Origin of the sequence: Foliimonas ilicis, assembly GCF_039939195.1 — a bacterium.
Lineage (GTDB): Bacteria > Pseudomonadota > Alphaproteobacteria > Rhizobiales > Rhizobiaceae > Foliimonas > Foliimonas ilicis.
The window spans coordinates 181,162-196,301 of the sequence record NZ_JBDUUH010000001.1 but is presented as its reverse complement, the minus strand read 5'-3'; the positions used below and the strand labels follow the sequence as shown (position 1 = coordinate 196,301).

The following is a 15,140-nucleotide window of genomic DNA, read 5'->3' as shown; positions in this document are numbered from 1 at the left end:
TTTTGTGTTTGTAGCCGCTTTGAAGTGATCGTTAGCTGATCTGTTCGACCTGCTGCACTTCCGGCACGAAATGGCGAAGCAGGTTCTGGATGCCGTGCTTCAGTGTCGCGGTTGACGATGGGCAACCTGCGCAAGCGCCCTTCATGTGCAGGAAAACGGTGCCGTTTTCGAAGCCGCGGAAAGTGATATCGCCGCCATCCTGTGCAACGGCTGGGCGTACGCGCGTGTCGAGCAATTCCTTGATGGTGACGACGATTTCCTCGTCGGCCTTGTCGTAGAATTCTTCGCCGGCATCGCGGTCGTCACCGGCCTTTTGCTCACCGGCGCTCATGACCGGCTGGCCGGACATGAAATGCTCCATGATCGCGCCGAGAATCGCCGGCTTCAGATGCTGCCAATCCGGGCCGTCCTTGGTGACGGTGATGAAATCATAGCCGAAGAATACCCCGGTTACGCCCGGAATGCTGAACAGGCGGCCAGCCAGCGGAGAGGAGTCTCCTGCCGTATCCGCATCGCGGAAATCAGCAGTGCCTTCGATCAGCACTTCCTTGCCCGGAAGGAATTTCAGGGTCGCCGGGTTCGGCGTGGCTTCGGTCTGGATGAACATGACTGGCTCCTTGCTGCTTGCGGCAGTGGAATTGGAATAGTTCTAAATAAGCCTTCCGGCGGTTTCATTCAAGCACTTGCTTGCGTTGCAAATCAGGCCAGACCGTCGAGATCGTCGTCCGACAAGTTTTGTGGCACGACCGTAACCGGGATCGGAAATGCCGCGCCGCGCCCTGCAACCGATGCGACGAGCGGTCCGGGGCCTTCCTTGCCGAGACCGGCTGCCAGAACCAGAATGGCGATATCCTGATCTTCCTCGATCAGCTTGTGGATTTCTTCGGTCGCCACGCCTTCGCGCACAACAAGTTCAGGTTCGATGCCGAGACTTTCGCGAACCTTGGCTGCCTGCGTATCGAGTGCCGTATGGGCGGCGGCAGATGCTTCCTCCCGCATGATCTTTTCGACGCCCAGCCAATGCTGGAAGTCGCTCGGCTCGATAATGTAGAGCAGGACCAGCACACCGCCGGTGTTCTTGCTGCGGCGCGAGGCATAGGCGACGGCCCGTTCGCATTCGGGCGTATCGTCGATGATCGCCAGAAATTTGCGGCGGTGGCCAGCTTCCCGACTCAGACGTTTTGAAACCATTCATCACCCTGTTGTCGCGATATCGATGTGCAATCTGCCACTGCCGACGATGCCGGGCAAGCGGCAGAAAATCAGCCGTTTATGAAGCCGACAATATCGCGAACCGACTTCATTGTCTTCTCGGCCAATGCGGATGCCCGCTCGCCGCCATCGCGCAACACGCCGTCTACATAGCTATGATCGGCGGAGATGCGGCGCATTTCGCTGGCAATCGGCGCGAGTTTGCTGACGGCGAGGTCGGCCAATGCAGGCTTGAAGGCCGAGAATTGCTGGCCGCCGAATTCGGCAAGCACCTGCTCCTTTTTCTGGTCGGCAAGTGCGGCGTAGATCACGACGAGATTTTCGGCTTCCGGGCGGCCCTTGAGGCCATCGATTTCGGACGGCAAACCATCCGGATCGGTCTTAGCCTTGCGGATTTTCTTCGAAATCGTGTCTTCGTCGTCAGTCAGATTGATGCGCGACAGGTCGGAAGCGTCCGATTTCGACATCTTCTTCAGACCGTCGCGAAGCGACATGACGCGCGGTGCCGGACCTTCGATCAGCGGTTCGGTCAGCGGGAAGAAGCCGTTGACGGTCTCCTCGCCCATCTGCATTTCGACGCCTACGCCAAGTTCGGCGATGCGGTCGGAATAGTCATTGTTGAACTTCTGCGCGATGTCGCGCGTCAGTTCCAGATGCTGCTTCTGGTCGTCGCCCACCGGAACATGTGTGGCGCGGTAGACCAGAATGTCGGCGGCCATCAAGTTGGGATAGGCAAACAGCCCGACGGATGCGTTTTCGCGATCCTTCCCGGCCTTTTCCTTGAACTGGGTCATGCGCGAGAGCCAGCCCATGCGGGCCACGCAATTGAACACCCATGCGAGTTCCGCATGCTGCATGACGCGGCTTTGGTTGAAGACGATGTGCTTTTCGGCGTCGATGCCCGAGGCCAGAAACGCTGCGGTGACTTCGCGCGTCGCCTTGATGAGATCGGCCGGCTCCTGCCACATGGTGATCGCGTGCTGATCGACCACGCAATAGATGCAATCATTTGCATCCTGAAGTGCTACCCAGCGGCGTATAGCGCCGAGATAATTGCCCAGATGAAGATTTCCGGTCGGCTGAACGCCGGAAAAAACGAGCGGCTTGAAAGCGGTCATGGCAAATTCCCGAGGCTGGTGGAGAGCCCTTTTGGAGCGGCGATAAAAGCGTTGGGCTTATGGACGAGCGCGGGAAAAGGATCAAGGGGTGCTTGTTGCGGAAGGCACCTTCTGCTCAGGACGTGTGAACAGCCCGACAAGCATTCGCCCGCGCGCCGGCAACTGCCCCGCCAGCACTGCGAAAAGCAATGACCCGATTGCGGTGAACAGAATGACGAGCCCATAAGTCGTCCAGACGCCCGCCTGCAGGGGCAGCAGATGGTACAGCGCGCCGAGAATGATCGTCTGGTGCACGATGTAGAGCGGGAATATCCGCGAGTTCAGCCAGCTAAGCGCGCGGCTTTGACGGTTCAAGTAAAGTGCGCCGAAGCCGATCAGCGTCAGGATCGTGGTCCATGCGAGCGCGAAAAGCAGAGTTTTGTAGAGGATTGTCTGGTTCTCATAGGAGCCGATGACCGGCTCACCCCACCACGCATAGCGATACATGACGAAAGTAAGCACCAGCATCAGCGCGAAGCTGACCCAGCGCCGGTTGGCGATCGTGCCGATCAAAGTCGCGTGATGACGGGCAATCAGAAAGCCCAGCCCAAACCAGCTTGCCCAGACTGCAAACCACGCTCCATCATCATAGAGCTTGTTGGTTTCGTGCGGAAAGAAAGGCGAAAGGGCAACGTTGAGGACAAGCGGCAGCACGAAGAACACATAAATCGCGAAAGACTTCGCGGTGCTTTCGAACCATGCCATCACGCCCTTACCCCGTTCGCTCTGCAGGAACAGGAAGATCGGAACGCAGATGATCGTCATGACCAGCAGATAGGCGACGAACCACATATGCGCCCATGTGAAATTGCCGCGCGGATAGACGCCTTCGGTGAAGTAGCGCGTGATCCAGAATGTGAACAGAGACCCCTGATACCCATCATGGGCCATGCGCTCGTACCAGACCTGCGGCACGATGATGACGCACATGGCAAATATCAGCGGCACGAACAGACGGATGAAGCGCTCTTTCAGGAAGAGCGGGGCAGTCGTCCTGCGGAATGCGAACCATGTTCCCATGCCCGAAATGAAGAACAAAAGGGCAAGCCGCCAGGCGCGCGGAAACATCATGATTTCCGAAAGGAGCTTGCTGGTTTGCGGGCTCTTCATCAGCCAGTCGAGGTCGGGAAAGAAGGCGACGGAGCAATGATAAAGGATCAGCAGCGCGAAGGCGGATACGCGCAGCCAGTCGATATAATGAAGCCTGCCGGTCGGTTCCGCCATGACGCATTTCCGTAAAGCGTTGCGCTCAGACGGTTCTTGTACCGGTAGATAATTAAGAAAACGCCATATTATTCCGGCGTTTCTGCACTCACGGAAGCTGCCTTGCCACGGCGTTTCACGCTTCGCCTTATCATCCCGATATCCGCCCCGCCGGTTGCAAATGCGACGATGAAATAGATCGTTGCCGCTCCGGTAACGAGAACCAGAAGCGCGGTCGCCTGCACGGCAAGCGAGGCCGAAGGGGCGAAGTAGGCACCTGTGTAACCAAGCGCGAAATAGAGCGCGGCTGCCATGACGCCTGCTGCCAGAACGAGGCGCGGAATGCGGGTCATAAGCGCGATGTCCTTGCCCCAGTGACCGCGCCATACCAGCGTTGCGAAAAGCATGACTGCGTTGACCCAGCCAGCCGCAGCGGATGCGACGGCAATGCCCGGCGCACCCATATCCGGGAACAGGGTGAGTGCCAGTGAGACGTTTATGGCGACGGAAATCGCGGCGAAGATCATCGGGGTGCGTGTATCCTCGCGGGCGAAGAAGCCCGGCGTGAATGCCTTGATGAGCACGAAGGCAGGTAGGCCAATGCCGAAGATCGCAAGGATCGCCGAGACGGTCGGCGTGCTGTTTCCGGCAGCGAACGCGCCGCGCTCATAGAGCACGCGCACGATCGGCTCGGACATGACAAGCAGGGCCGCCGCCGCAGGCAGCGTGAAGAACAGAGTGAACTCGACCGAGCGGTTCTGAAGGTTCGACGCTTCATTGTCATTGCCGGATTTCAGCGCGCGCGCCAGTTCCGGCAGGAGCACGATGGATACGGCAATGCCGATTACGCCGAGCGGCAATTGATAGACGCGGTCGGCATAGGCCAGCGATGACACGGCACTTGCCTGGCCCGAAGCGATCGCGGTTCCGATAAGCTGGTTGATCTGCGTGATGCCGCCGGTGACGGCGGCAGGGAAAGCCAGCCACAGAAGACGTTTGACGTTTGGCGACATGCGCGGCCTGCGAAAGCCGATCGAAATACCGGCATGGCGCACGGCAATCCAGACGATTGCAAGCTGCACGAGGCCTGCGACAAGAACGCCCCAGGCCAGCGCGTAGCCGACCTGCATGCCGTCATGCCCCTCATACCAGGCATAACCCAGCACCAGTATCAGGATGATGTTGAGGAAGACCGGCGCGATCGCCGCCGCAAAATAGCGGCGCAGCGAATTCAGCATGCCGCTCATCATGGCCGCCAGCGACATGCACATGAGATAGGGAAACATGATGGTTGCAAGTGCAACTGTCAGGTCGAATTTTTGAGGATCGTTCGTGAAACCCGGCGCGACGATGGTCGACACCAGAAGCGGCATCGACAATTCCATGAGGATCGTCAGCGCGATCAGAACCGTAAAGAGAACGCCGAAGACTTCCTCGGAAAACTTCCGCGCGCCATCGGTTCCGTTGGCCTCGATCTCCTTGGCGAAGAGCGGCACGAAGGCCGCATTGAAGGCGCCTTCCGCAAAGAGCCTGCGGAATGTGTTTGGAAACTGGAATGCCGCATTGAACGCATCGGCGATAGGTCCGGTGCCGAGCGCTGCGGCCATCAGCATTTCGCGCGTGAAGCCGAGAATGCGGCTGGCCAGCGTGCCGGAGCCGACCGTTGCGAACTTCCTGATGAGGCTCATATGCTCTATTCCGCCGCGATGCGGCTCTTGCCACGCCTCTCGACCGACTGCCCTTCGAGGGTTGCCAGAAGCTTCTTGCGAATATTTTCGATTCTGGTCGTGTTGTCGATCTTCTGGCCGGTCAAATCCGTCACATAGAACGTATCGATCACCTTCTCGCCAAAGGTCGTGATGTAGGCCGATGCGATGTCGAGCGATAGGTCGGACAGCGTGCCGGTAATTTCGGAAAGCAGGCCCGGACGGTCCAGCCCGGTGACTTCGACCACCGAGAACCGGTTCGAAAGTGTGTTGCGCACTTCGACGCGCGGCTTGATGCGGAACGTTTTTGCGCCGCGCTTCGGCTTGGTGCGCTTCTCGATCATTTCCGGCAGCCAGCTTTTGCCGGACAACACATCCTCGATCAGCTTGCCGACACGCTCCGCGCGGCGGCGCTCATCCTCGTTGCGGTCGAATTCACGGCTGATCAGAATCGTGTCGAGCGCACGGCCGTCCGATGTCGTAAAGATTTGCGCGTCGACGATGTTTGCGCCTGCAGCAGCACACGCACCTGCAATGACGGAGAGCAGGCGGGGATGATCCTGCGCCAGCACGGTGATTTCCGTGACGGCCTCGAATTCATGCGGCTTTACGGTGGTCGATAGCTTCTTGCCGTTCCTGTCGGCATCGCGAATGAATTCCGTATGCCTGATCTGGTCGGCGATATCGACGGCCAGAAGATAATTCTCGTAATGCAGCGCGGTGTATTTTTCGCGCTCCTTTTCCGACCAGTCCGTAAGAGCTGCGTTCAGCCTCTGCCGCGCCTGCGTTGCACGCTCGCCGCGCGAAGCGTCCGAGAAGCCGCCGGTCAACAGAAGCTCGGTTTCATAATAGAGCGTACGCAGGAGCTGGCCTTTCCAGCCGTTCCAGACGCCGGGGCCGACACCGCGCGTATCGCAAACGGTCAGGATGAGCAGCAGCTTCAGCCGCTCGACCGATTGCACGATATCGGCAAAATCCTCGATCGTCTTGCGGTCGTTCAGATCGCGCGTCTGCGCGGTCAGCGACATGACGAGATGGTTTTCGATAAGCCACGCGACCGTCTCGGTATCGGAGGGCGAGAGGCCCATATGCGGGCAGATACGACGCGCGATTCGCCCGCCCGCCTCGGAGTGATCTTCAGGCCGTCCCTTGGCGATGTCGTGCAGCAGAACGGTCACGAACAGCACTTCGCGCTTGGTTTTCAGCTCCGGCATCAGCTTGTGCGACAGCGGATGTATCTTTTCGCCATCGCCATGCTCGATTTCCGAAAGCACGCCGATGCAGCGCAGCAGATGCTCGTCCACCGTATAGTGATGGTACATGTTGAACTGCATCATCGCGACGATCTTGCCGAAATCCGGGATCAGCTTGCCGAGCAATCCGGCCTCGTTCATGCGGCGCAGATTGAGTTCCGGATTGCGGCTGGACGTCAAAATGTCGAGGAACAGCGCATTGGCTTCCTTGTCGCGGCGCAGCGACTTGTCCACCAGCTTGAGCGAGCGTGTCAGAAGCTTCAGCGCGTCAGGGTGGAATTCCAGGCCGTGCCTGTCCGCAAACCAGAAAAGCCGCAGAAGATTGACCGGATCGCGCACGAAAACCTCGTCATCCGCAACGTTGATGCGATGGTTGTCGACGATGAAGTCACTGGTTCCGGCAAGCTTGCGCTTGCGGCGCGAGAAGGTCTGGAAAATACGGTTGAAGCCCGGAACATGCTTTGCCTGTTCCTCTTCCAGCGCCGCACAGAAGATGCGCGTCAGATCTCCCACCGTCTTGGCGATGAGGAAGTAGTGCTTCATGAAGCGCTCGACCCCGGAAAGGCCTGGATGGCTGGTGTAGCCCAGCCGGTCGGCAATTTCGCGCTGAATGTCGAAATGCAGCCTTTCCTCGGCCTTGCCGGTCAGGAAATGCATCTGGCAGCGCACGGCCCACAGAAAATCCTCCGCCTTGCGAAACTGGTTGTATTCGGAGCGCGTGAAAACGCCTTTTTCGACAAGCTCCTCGCCGGTGCGGACGCGATAGAAATATTTGCCGATCCAGAACAGCGTGTGGAGGTCGCGCAGACCACCTTTGCCGTCCTTGACGTTCGGCTCGACCAGATAGCGGCTTTCACCGGATTTGGCGTGGCGCGTATCGCGCTCGGCAAGCTTTGCCTGAACATATTCGGGCCCGGTCGCCTTCACCACTTCCTGATCGAAACGATGCAGCAGTTCGTCAAAAAGCTTCTCCTCGCCGCACAGGAAGCGCGCTTCGAGGATGGATGTGCGGATCGTGATGTCGGATAGCGACAGGCGCAGGCAATCGTCGATGTTGCGGGTGGCGTGGCCGACCTTCAGCCCCATATCCCAGAGCATATAGAGCATGTATTCGACGATTTGCTCGCCCCACGGCGTCTGCTTGTAGGGAAGCACGAACAGAAGATCGATGTCGGAACCGGGCGCCAACGTGCCGCGCCCATAGCCGCCAACGGCAACGACTGCCATTCGCTCGGCGGAAGACGGATTTTTCGCGCGATAGACGTGGTCTTTCGCAAAATCGTAGAGCGCGCCGATGATCTCATCCATCAGATGGGAGATTCGGGAGGCGCAAGCCGTTCCGCCGCCATCCTCGGCCAGCATTTTTTCGGCGACAGCGCGACCTTTCGACAATTCGTCCTTAAGCCGCGCCAGAACCAGCTTGCGGGTTTCGGCGCTCGAACCATCGCCCGCATTGGATTTCACCAAGGCGTTCAGATCGCCGCGCAGTCCGTCCGCGTCGATGATCTCTTCGAGATTGAGAGCGATTTTTGCCATACGTCGGAAGGTCCTGAGAAAGCGAGGCGTCTATAGCGCGTTTTTCCTAAAATGGGTATGGCCGGTAAAAACGCTATTACCGGCAGAGCAAAGATTGCCGTCGCGCATCGACAATGCCGAAGCGATTGTGTAAACGGCTCGCCTTTCCGCCCTTCCATTTTCCAAACATTAGAGAATTTTCATGCGACCGATTAGCGGCGGTATAGATTTTGGCACGTCGAATTCCACCGTTGGCGTGATGGAAGGCAGTGAGCCGCGCCTCGTTGCACTTGAAGAAAAGCATGTGACGATGCCGAGCGCGATCTTCTTCAATTTCGAGGACGATCAGACCTATTTCGGTCGCCGCGCAATCGCGGACTATGCCGCAAATGCCGAAGGCCGCCTGCTGCGGGCGCTGAAAAGCGTCCTGGGTTCGTCGCTTATCCATGAAAAAACCCGCGTAAAGACACGCCAAATGGCGTTTTCGGAGATTATTTCGGGTTTTCTTGGGCACTTGAAGGCGCGACTCGACAGCCATGTAGGCGAGCCGGTGGAGCGCGTTGTGCTTGGCCGTCCGGTGCACTTCGTCGATGAAAATGCCGATGCCGACCGCGATGCGCAGGACCAGCTTGAAAAGGCGGCGCGCGAGCAGGGTTTCACGGACATCGCCTTCCAGTTCGAACCGATTGCGGCAGCGCTCGATTACGAGCGCAGCGTCAATCGCGAGGAACTGGCGTTGATCGTCGATATTGGCGGCGGCACGTCGGACTTTTCGATTGTTCGCGTCTCACCGGAGCGCGCCCGCGCAGTGGACCGCAAGGACGATATTCTGGCAAATCGCGGCGTTCACATCGGCGGCACGGATTTCGATCGCCTGCTTTCGGTTGCCCATCTGATGCCGGAACTGGGTTACGGCACGCCGACACGCGACGGAAAGCGCAATCTGCCGGTCTCTTACTTCGTCAATCTCGCTACATGGCAGCGCATTCACCAGCTTTATACGCCCAAGGCCATGAGCGATCTGCGCCAGATCCGCTATGAGGCGGAACGGCCCGATCTGGTCGAGCGCATGATCGATGTGGTGCAGCAGCGGCAGGGCCACGCACTTGCAGGCAAGGTCGAGCAAGCGAAGATCGACCTGACCGATCAGGCTTCTTCCACCATCGACGTGCGCCTGAGCGACGAGACGCTGAACATCCCGGTGAGCCGCGCCGAACTGGACGAAACGATTGCCATTGCCGTCGGTCGCATTGTCGATGTTGTCGGGCAGACGCTTCACGATGCGCAGGTGCCGGCAGAACGCATCACCACGCTGTTCCTCACCGGCGGCTCCACCGCAATCGGCCTGCTGCGCCAGAGCATCTGCGATCTTTTCCCATCGGCATCGGTGGTGAATGGCGATGTGTTCGGCAGCGTCGGCCTTGGCCTGACGCTGGATGCGCGGCGCAAATTCGGCTGATCTAGATAAGATTGAGCGTCACGGCTGTAAGAACCGCGTAGCGGCCGAATTTCGCAATCGTGACGATCAGCAGGAATGTCCAGAACGGTTCGCGCAAAACGCCTGCAACCAGCGTCAGCGGGTCGCCGATCACCGGCGCCCAACTGAGAAGCAGCGACCAGCGCCCGTATTTTCGATACCAGTTCGAGGCGCGCTCAAGGCGCTCTGGGCTTGCCGGAAACCAGCTACGGTCCTGGAAGCGCTCGACCTGGCGTCCGAGCAGCCAGTTGATTGCCGAACCCAGAACATTTCCCGCTGTCGCCACGATCAGCAAAAGTGCCGGCGAATATTCCGCAATCAGAAGGCCGACGAGCACGGCTTCCGACTGCATGGGAAGCAGCGTGGCGGCAATGAGTGCGGATGTGAACAGCCCGGCATAGGCGCCAAGCGCGATCATGCAGACGGTGTCTGCTTCGCAAGGCCTTTGAGCGTATAAAGCGCCTCCAGCGCTTCGCGCGGCGTCATTTCGTCCGGCGCGATGGAAGCCAGCGCCTTTTGCAGCGGATCAGGTCCGGACTGCTTCGGAGCTTCCTTTTTCACGATCGCGCTGAACAGCGGAAGGTCGTCGACCAGCCTATCGGCCTTGCCGGACGTTTCTCCAGCCTCAAGCTGATGCAGAACATCCTTGGCGCGGCTGACCACGGCTTCAGGCAGACCAGCGAGGCGCGCGACCTGAACGCCGTAGGAGCGGTCTGCTGCACCCTTGCCGACTTCATGCAGGAAGACGACATCGCCTTCCCATTCCTTGACGCGCATGGTGACGTTGTGAAGACGCACCAGCTTGCCGGCGAGTGCTGTCATTTCATGGAAATGGGTGGCGAAGATCGCGCGGCAGCAATTCTTTTCGTGCAGATATTCGACCGCCGCCCAGGCAATCGAAAGGCCGTCGAAGGTCGAGGTGCCGCGCCCGATCTCATCGAGAATGACCAGTGCTCTTTCGCCAGCCTGATTGAGGATCGCTGCCGTTTCGACCATCTCGACCATGAAGGTCGAGCGCCCGCGCGCAAGATCGTCGGATGCGCCGACGCGGCTGAACAGGCGGTCGACGACGCCGATGCGCGCGCTTGCGGCAGGCACGTAGGACCCCATCTGCGCGAGTATCGCAATCAGCGCATTCTGGCGCAGAAAAGTCGATTTACCGCCCATATTCGGGCCGGTAAGCAGCCAGATCGCCCCGAATTTCTCACCGTTTTCGGGCGAAAGGCTGCAATCATTCGCGACGAAAGGATTTTGCGCGGCCTGACGCAATGCCTGTTCCACGACTGGATGCCGCCCGCCCAAAATCTCGAAATCGAGGCTGGCATCGACGGTCGCGCGGCACCAGCCTTCCCGCGAGGCGAGAATTGCGAGCGCTGCGGAAAGGTCGAGAACCGCTAGGGCATCCGCGCCCGCCCGTATGGAATCGGCATGCGAAACGGCTTCAACGAGCAGTTTTTCGAACACGCCGAGTTCGATCGAAAGCGCCCGGTCAGCCGCATTGGCGATTTTCGTTTCAAGCCCGGCAAGTTCTGTGGTGGTGAAGCGCATCGCGCTTGCCATGGTCTGGCGATGGATGAAGCGCGCTTTCGCCTCGTCGGTCCCCATCATGATCGATTGATGGTTGGCGGTGACTTCGATGTAGTAGCCGAGCACATTGTTGTGCCTGATCTTGAGCGAGCGGATGCCCGTCTCCTCAATCAGATCACGCTCCATCCCGGCGATGACGCGGCGCGATTCGTCACGCAGACCGCGCATTTCATCGAGTTCGGAATTGTAACCGGATCGCACGAAACCGCCGTCGCGTTTCAGAAGCGGCAACTCGTCCGAAATGGCGCTCGTCAGATGATCGCGGAAATCGGCGGGAAGAGCCTTCAGCGCATCGATTGCCTGCTGCAATTCCAGCGGCAGGATTGCGCCGTCGAAGGTTTCCGCGATTTCGGACGCCGCCGCAAAGCCTGTTCGCAGTGCACCAAGATCACGCGGGCCGCCACGGTTCAGCGCAAGGCGCGACAGCGCGCGCGGCATATCCGCAATGCCCTTCAGCACGGCACGGAGCGCGTCGCAAAGGCGGTGGTCGTCTATGAAGAAGCCGACCGAATCCAGTCGCTCGTTGATCTTTTGGGGCGCAGTCAGTGGCGACATGAGCCTGTCCGCCAGAAGCCGCGCGCCCGCACCCGTCACTGTCCGGTCTATCGCCTTGAAAAGCGAGCCGTCGCGGTTGCCGCTTGTCGTGCGCAGCAGTTCAAGGCTGGCGCGGGTTGCCGGGTCGATGAAAAGCGTCGAGCCTGCCTGTTCGCGTTCGGGCCTTGAAAGTGGTGGGCGCTCGGCCTTCTGCGTTTTCTCGACATAGGCGATGATGCCTGAAATCGCCGACAACTCGACGCGGGAGAATGTGCCGAAACTCTCGGTCGTCGCTACCTCGAAGAAGCGGGCGATGCGCTCCGGCGCTGCGGTCGAATCGAACAGGCTCGACGGCTGCGGGCTGGCAACGCGCCCCAGAACGTCGAAAACCGGGCGCAGTTCTTCATCGTGAAATACGGTGTCCGCGACGATCAATTCGCGCGGGTCGATCCGCAATATATCGGCCAACAGCCCGTCGAAACTCGCTTCGGTGACACGGAAAAGCCCTGTCGATATATCGATCCAGGCAAGCGCGAAGCTGCCATTGTCACCGCCTTTCACGCGGCCAAGCGCCATCAGGAAGTTAGATTCCGAAGGTGCGAGAAGCTTGTCCTCGGTGATGGTGCCGGGGGTGACGAGACGCACCACGTCGCGGCGTACGACCGATTTCGAGCCGCGCTTCTTCGCCTCGGCTGGGTCCTCCATCTGCTCGCAGACGGCGACGCGAAAGCCCTGCCCGATCAGCTTTTGCAGATAATCGTCGGCGGCGTGAACCGGCACGCCGCACATCGGGATATCCTGACCCTGATGCTTGCCGCGCTTGGTCAGCGCAATGCCGAGAGCCCGCGAGGCTATTTCGGCATCCTCGAAGAACATCTCGTAGAAATCGCCCATGCGATAGAAAAGCAGCGAATCCGCATTCGCCGATTTTATTTCGACGAACTGCTCCATCATCGGCGTCATTGGCGCGGATGCCGAATCGTCTGCGGATATTGTCGTTTCGTGTTTCACGGTCATTCCGAAAAAGGTCTATCTTCATGCTTGGCTGTTTACAGCGGCGATGTGTACCCTTAATTCCGAACGCTCCACAAAAAGAAGTGGCATCGGGAGGATACCGTAGTTCATGGCTTCTAAAAACAAGCAGGATAATGCCGGTCCATCGGTAAGTGCGCAGGAAGCGCTCGATTTTCACGCGCAGGGCAGACCCGGAAAGCTGGAAATCAGCCCGACCAAGCCGATGGCGACTCAGCGCGACCTGTCGCTCGCCTATTCGCCGGGCGTTGCCGCTCCGGTTCTGGCGATTGCCGAAGACCCCTCCCGCGCGTTCGATTACACGACACGCGGCAACATGGTCGCCGTGATCTCGAACGGAACCGCCATTCTGGGCCTCGGTAATCTCGGCGCTCTCGCCTCCAAGCCGGTCATGGAAGGCAAGGCCGTGCTGTTCAAGCGCTTTGCCGATGTGGATTCCATCGATCTTGAAGTCGATACGTCCGATGTGGACGAATTCGTAAATTGCGTGCGCTTTCTCGGACCGTCCTTCGGCGGCATCAACCTCGAAGACATCAAGGCGCCCGATTGCTTTATCATCGAGCAGCGCCTGCGGGAACTGATGGACATCCCGGTTTTCCATGACGACCAGCATGGAACGGCGATCATCGCGGTTGCGGGCCTCATCAACGCGCTGGAAATCACCGGTCGCGACATGAAGACGACGAAGCTCGTCTGCAATGGCGCGGGCGCGGCGGGCATTGCCTGCATCGAGCTTATCAAGTCGATGGGCTTCCCGTCCGAAAACGTCATTTTGTGCGACACGAAAGGCGTGGTCTATCAGGGCCGCACCGAAGGCATGAACCAGTGGAAGTCGGCGCATGCCATAAAAACCGACAAGCGCACGCTGGCCGAGGCTCTCGACGGTGCCGACGTGTTCTATGGCGTCTCCGCCAAGGGCGCGCTGACGCCTGCCATGGTGCAATCCATGGCCAAGAACCCGATCATCTTCGCTATGGCCAACCCCGATCCGGAAATCATCCCGGAGGAAGTGGCCGAAATACGCACCGACGCCATCATGGCGACCGGGCGCTCGGACTATCCGAACCAGGTCAACAACGTGCTTGGCTTCCCATACATCTTCCGCGGCGCGCTCGACGTGCGGGCGACCACGATCAATGACGATATGAAGATCGCGGCAGCACAGGCTCTGGCCGAACTCGCTCGCGAAGACGTGCCGGACGATGTGGCTGCAGCTTATCAGGGTATTCGTCCAAAGTTTGGCCCGAACTACATCATCCCGGTTCCCTTCGACCCGCGGCTGATCTCGGCCATTCCGGTCGCGGTTGCAAAAGCGGCGATGGATTCGGGCGTCGCGCGCAAGCCGATTGTCGATTTCACCAAATACGCCAATGAGCTTTCGGCGCGTCGCGATCCAATCGCCTCGACCTTGCAGCGCATCTACGACCGCGTTCGCCGCCAGCCCAAGCGCGTCGTCTTCGCCGAGGGCGAGGAAGAGCAGGTCATGCGCGCCGCCGTTTCCTACGCAAACCAGAAGCTCGGCACCGCCATTCTGGTCGGTCGCGATGATGTCATCAAGGAACACGCCCGCAATGCAGGCGTCGATTTGAACAAGCCGGGCATCGAGATCATCAATGCGCGCCTGTCGCGCAAGAATGCGATCTATGCGGACTATCTCTATGAACGCATGCAGCGGAAGGGATATTTGCTGCGTGATTGCCAGCGCCTGATCAACAATGACCGCAACCATTTCGCCGCTTGCATGCTGGCTCTGGGCGATGCGGATGCCGTGGTCACGGGCGTCACGCGCAATTACTCGACCGCGCTGGAAGATGTGCGCCGCGTGATCGATGCGAAGCCCGGACACCGTGTCATCGGCGTTTCCATAGCGCTTTGCCGCGGGCGCACCGTGCTCGTTGCCGATACGGCGGTGCACGATATGCCGAACTCTGAGCAGATCGCGGACATCGCCGAGGAAGCAGCCGGTTTCGCGCGCCGCATGGGCTATGAGCCACGCGTCGCCATGCTCGCCTATTCGACTTTCGGCCATCCGGCAGGCGAGCGTTCCGAGCGTGTTCAGGAAGCGGTGAAGATCCTCGACAAACGCCGCGTCGATTTCGAATATGATGGCGAAATGGCTGCCGATGTCGCGCTCAATCCACGCCTTTTGCAGCAATATCCGTTCTGCCGTCTTTCCGGTCCGGCGAATGTGCTGGTCATGCCGGCGTTCCACTCGGCATCGATCTCGACGAAAATGTTGCAGGAACTCGGCGGTTCGACCGTCATCGGCCCGCTTCTGGTCGGCCTCAACAAGCCGGTTCAGATCGTGCCGCTGAACGCAAAGGACAGCGATATCGTCAACATGGCGGCAATCGCTGCCTATACAGCCGGGGCTTAAAGCAATTCCAGGAAAAGTGTGCCGCGGTTTTTCGTCCGGAATTGCGCAGAAAAGAAAAACGGCATCTATCGTCGTTCCGCAGACAGC

Annotated in this window: 10 protein-coding genes; 2 read left to right on the top strand and 8 right to left on the bottom strand. The window is 59.3% G+C overall.

From position 1 onward, the window contains the following. Nucleotides 1-31: 31 nt before the first annotated feature. The 6 genes from ABFT80_RS00965 to ABFT80_RS00940 all read right to left on the bottom strand — a co-directional run bounded on the left by ABFT80_RS00965 (nt 32) and on the right by ABFT80_RS00940 (nt 8,067). Nucleotides 32-607 carry a NifU family protein gene (locus ABFT80_RS00965; protein ID WP_347969989.1) on the bottom strand — a complete coding sequence of 192 codons (576 nt, stop codon included), beginning with the start codon at nt 605-607 and terminating at the stop codon, nt 32-34. Between the two features lie 92 nt (nt 608-699). Beyond that, nucleotides 700-1,191, bottom strand: coding sequence for a universal stress protein (locus ABFT80_RS00960; RefSeq protein WP_347969988.1), 492 nt, complete (start codon nt 1,189-1,191; stop codon nt 700-702). Between the two features lie 71 nt (nt 1,192-1,262). Continuing rightward, complete coding sequence (trpS, locus tag ABFT80_RS00955; protein ID WP_347969987.1) at nt 1,263-2,330, bottom strand: tryptophan--tRNA ligase; 1,068 nt, start codon at nt 2,328-2,330, stop codon at nt 1,263-1,265. Between the two features lie 81 nt (nt 2,331-2,411). Then, a complete protein-coding gene (locus ABFT80_RS00950) occupies nt 2,412-3,593 on the bottom strand; it encodes an acyltransferase (RefSeq protein ID WP_347969986.1) in 1,182 nt (393 codons plus the stop codon). Between the two features lie 68 nt (nt 3,594-3,661). Then, nucleotides 3,662-5,260: a murein biosynthesis integral membrane protein MurJ gene (gene murJ / locus ABFT80_RS00945; RefSeq protein ID WP_347969985.1), complete on the bottom strand. Its 1,599-nt coding sequence runs from the start codon at nt 5,258-5,260 to the stop codon at nt 3,662-3,664. A gap of 5 nt (nt 5,261-5,265) precedes the next feature. Beyond that, nucleotides 5,266-8,067 carry a [protein-PII] uridylyltransferase gene (locus ABFT80_RS00940; RefSeq protein WP_347969984.1) on the bottom strand — a complete coding sequence of 934 codons (2,802 nt, stop codon included), beginning with the start codon at nt 8,065-8,067 and terminating at the stop codon, nt 5,266-5,268. A gap of 181 nt (nt 8,068-8,248) precedes the next feature. On the opposite strand from ABFT80_RS00940, the gene ABFT80_RS00935 reads away from it, so the two are divergent. After that, a complete protein-coding gene (locus ABFT80_RS00935; protein WP_347969983.1) occupies nt 8,249-9,505 on the top strand; it encodes an Hsp70 family protein in 1,257 nt (418 codons plus the stop codon). Between the two features lies 1 nt (nt 9,506). Here ABFT80_RS00935 and ABFT80_RS00930 read toward each other — a convergent pair whose 3' ends face one another. Together ABFT80_RS00930 and mutS are read right to left on the bottom strand one after the other, a co-directional pair. Next, nucleotides 9,507-9,941: a YqaA family protein gene (locus ABFT80_RS00930; RefSeq protein WP_347969982.1), complete on the bottom strand. Its 435-nt coding sequence runs from the start codon at nt 9,939-9,941 to the stop codon at nt 9,507-9,509. Then, nucleotides 9,938-12,661: a DNA mismatch repair protein MutS gene (gene mutS / locus ABFT80_RS00925; protein WP_455189853.1), complete on the bottom strand. Its 2,724-nt coding sequence runs from the start codon at nt 12,659-12,661 to the stop codon at nt 9,938-9,940. The genes ABFT80_RS00930 and mutS overlap by 4 nt, the downstream gene beginning before the upstream one ends. A gap of 106 nt (nt 12,662-12,767) precedes the next feature. On the opposite strand from mutS, the gene ABFT80_RS00920 reads away from it, so the two are divergent. Next, the gene (locus ABFT80_RS00920) at nt 12,768-15,053 is read left to right on the top strand and encodes an NADP-dependent malic enzyme (protein ID WP_347969981.1); all 2,286 of its coding nucleotides are present in this window, start codon (nt 12,768-12,770) and stop codon (nt 15,051-15,053) included. Nucleotides 15,054-15,140 lie beyond the last annotated feature (87 nt).

Coding starts and splice junctions, on each gene's coding strand:
- ABFT80_RS00965 (WP_347969989.1), bottom strand. CDS start 607: ATGTTCATCCAGACCGAAGCCACGCCGAACCCGGCGACCCTGAAATTC.
- ABFT80_RS00960 (WP_347969988.1), bottom strand. CDS start 1,191: ATGGTTTCAAAACGTCTGAGTCGGGAAGCTGGCCACCGCCGCAAATTT.
- trpS (WP_347969987.1), bottom strand. CDS start 2,330: ATGACCGCTTTCAAGCCGCTCGTTTTTTCCGGCGTTCAGCCGACCGGA.
- ABFT80_RS00950 (WP_347969986.1), bottom strand. CDS start 3,593: ATGGCGGAACCGACCGGCAGGCTTCATTATATCGACTGGCTGCGCGTA.
- murJ (WP_347969985.1), bottom strand. CDS start 5,260: ATGAGCCTCATCAGGAAGTTCGCAACGGTCGGCTCCGGCACGCTGGCC.
- ABFT80_RS00940 (WP_347969984.1), bottom strand. CDS start 8,067: ATGGCAAAAATCGCTCTCAATCTCGAAGAGATCATCGACGCGGACGGA.
- ABFT80_RS00935 (WP_347969983.1), top strand. CDS start 8,249: ATGCGACCGATTAGCGGCGGTATAGATTTTGGCACGTCGAATTCCACC.
- ABFT80_RS00930 (WP_347969982.1), bottom strand. CDS start 9,941: ATGATCGCGCTTGGCGCCTATGCCGGGCTGTTCACATCCGCACTCATT.
- mutS (WP_455189853.1), bottom strand. CDS start 12,661: ATGACCGTGAAACACGAAACGACAATATCCGCAGACGATTCGGCATCC.
- ABFT80_RS00920 (WP_347969981.1), top strand. CDS start 12,768: ATGGCTTCTAAAAACAAGCAGGATAATGCCGGTCCATCGGTAAGTGCG.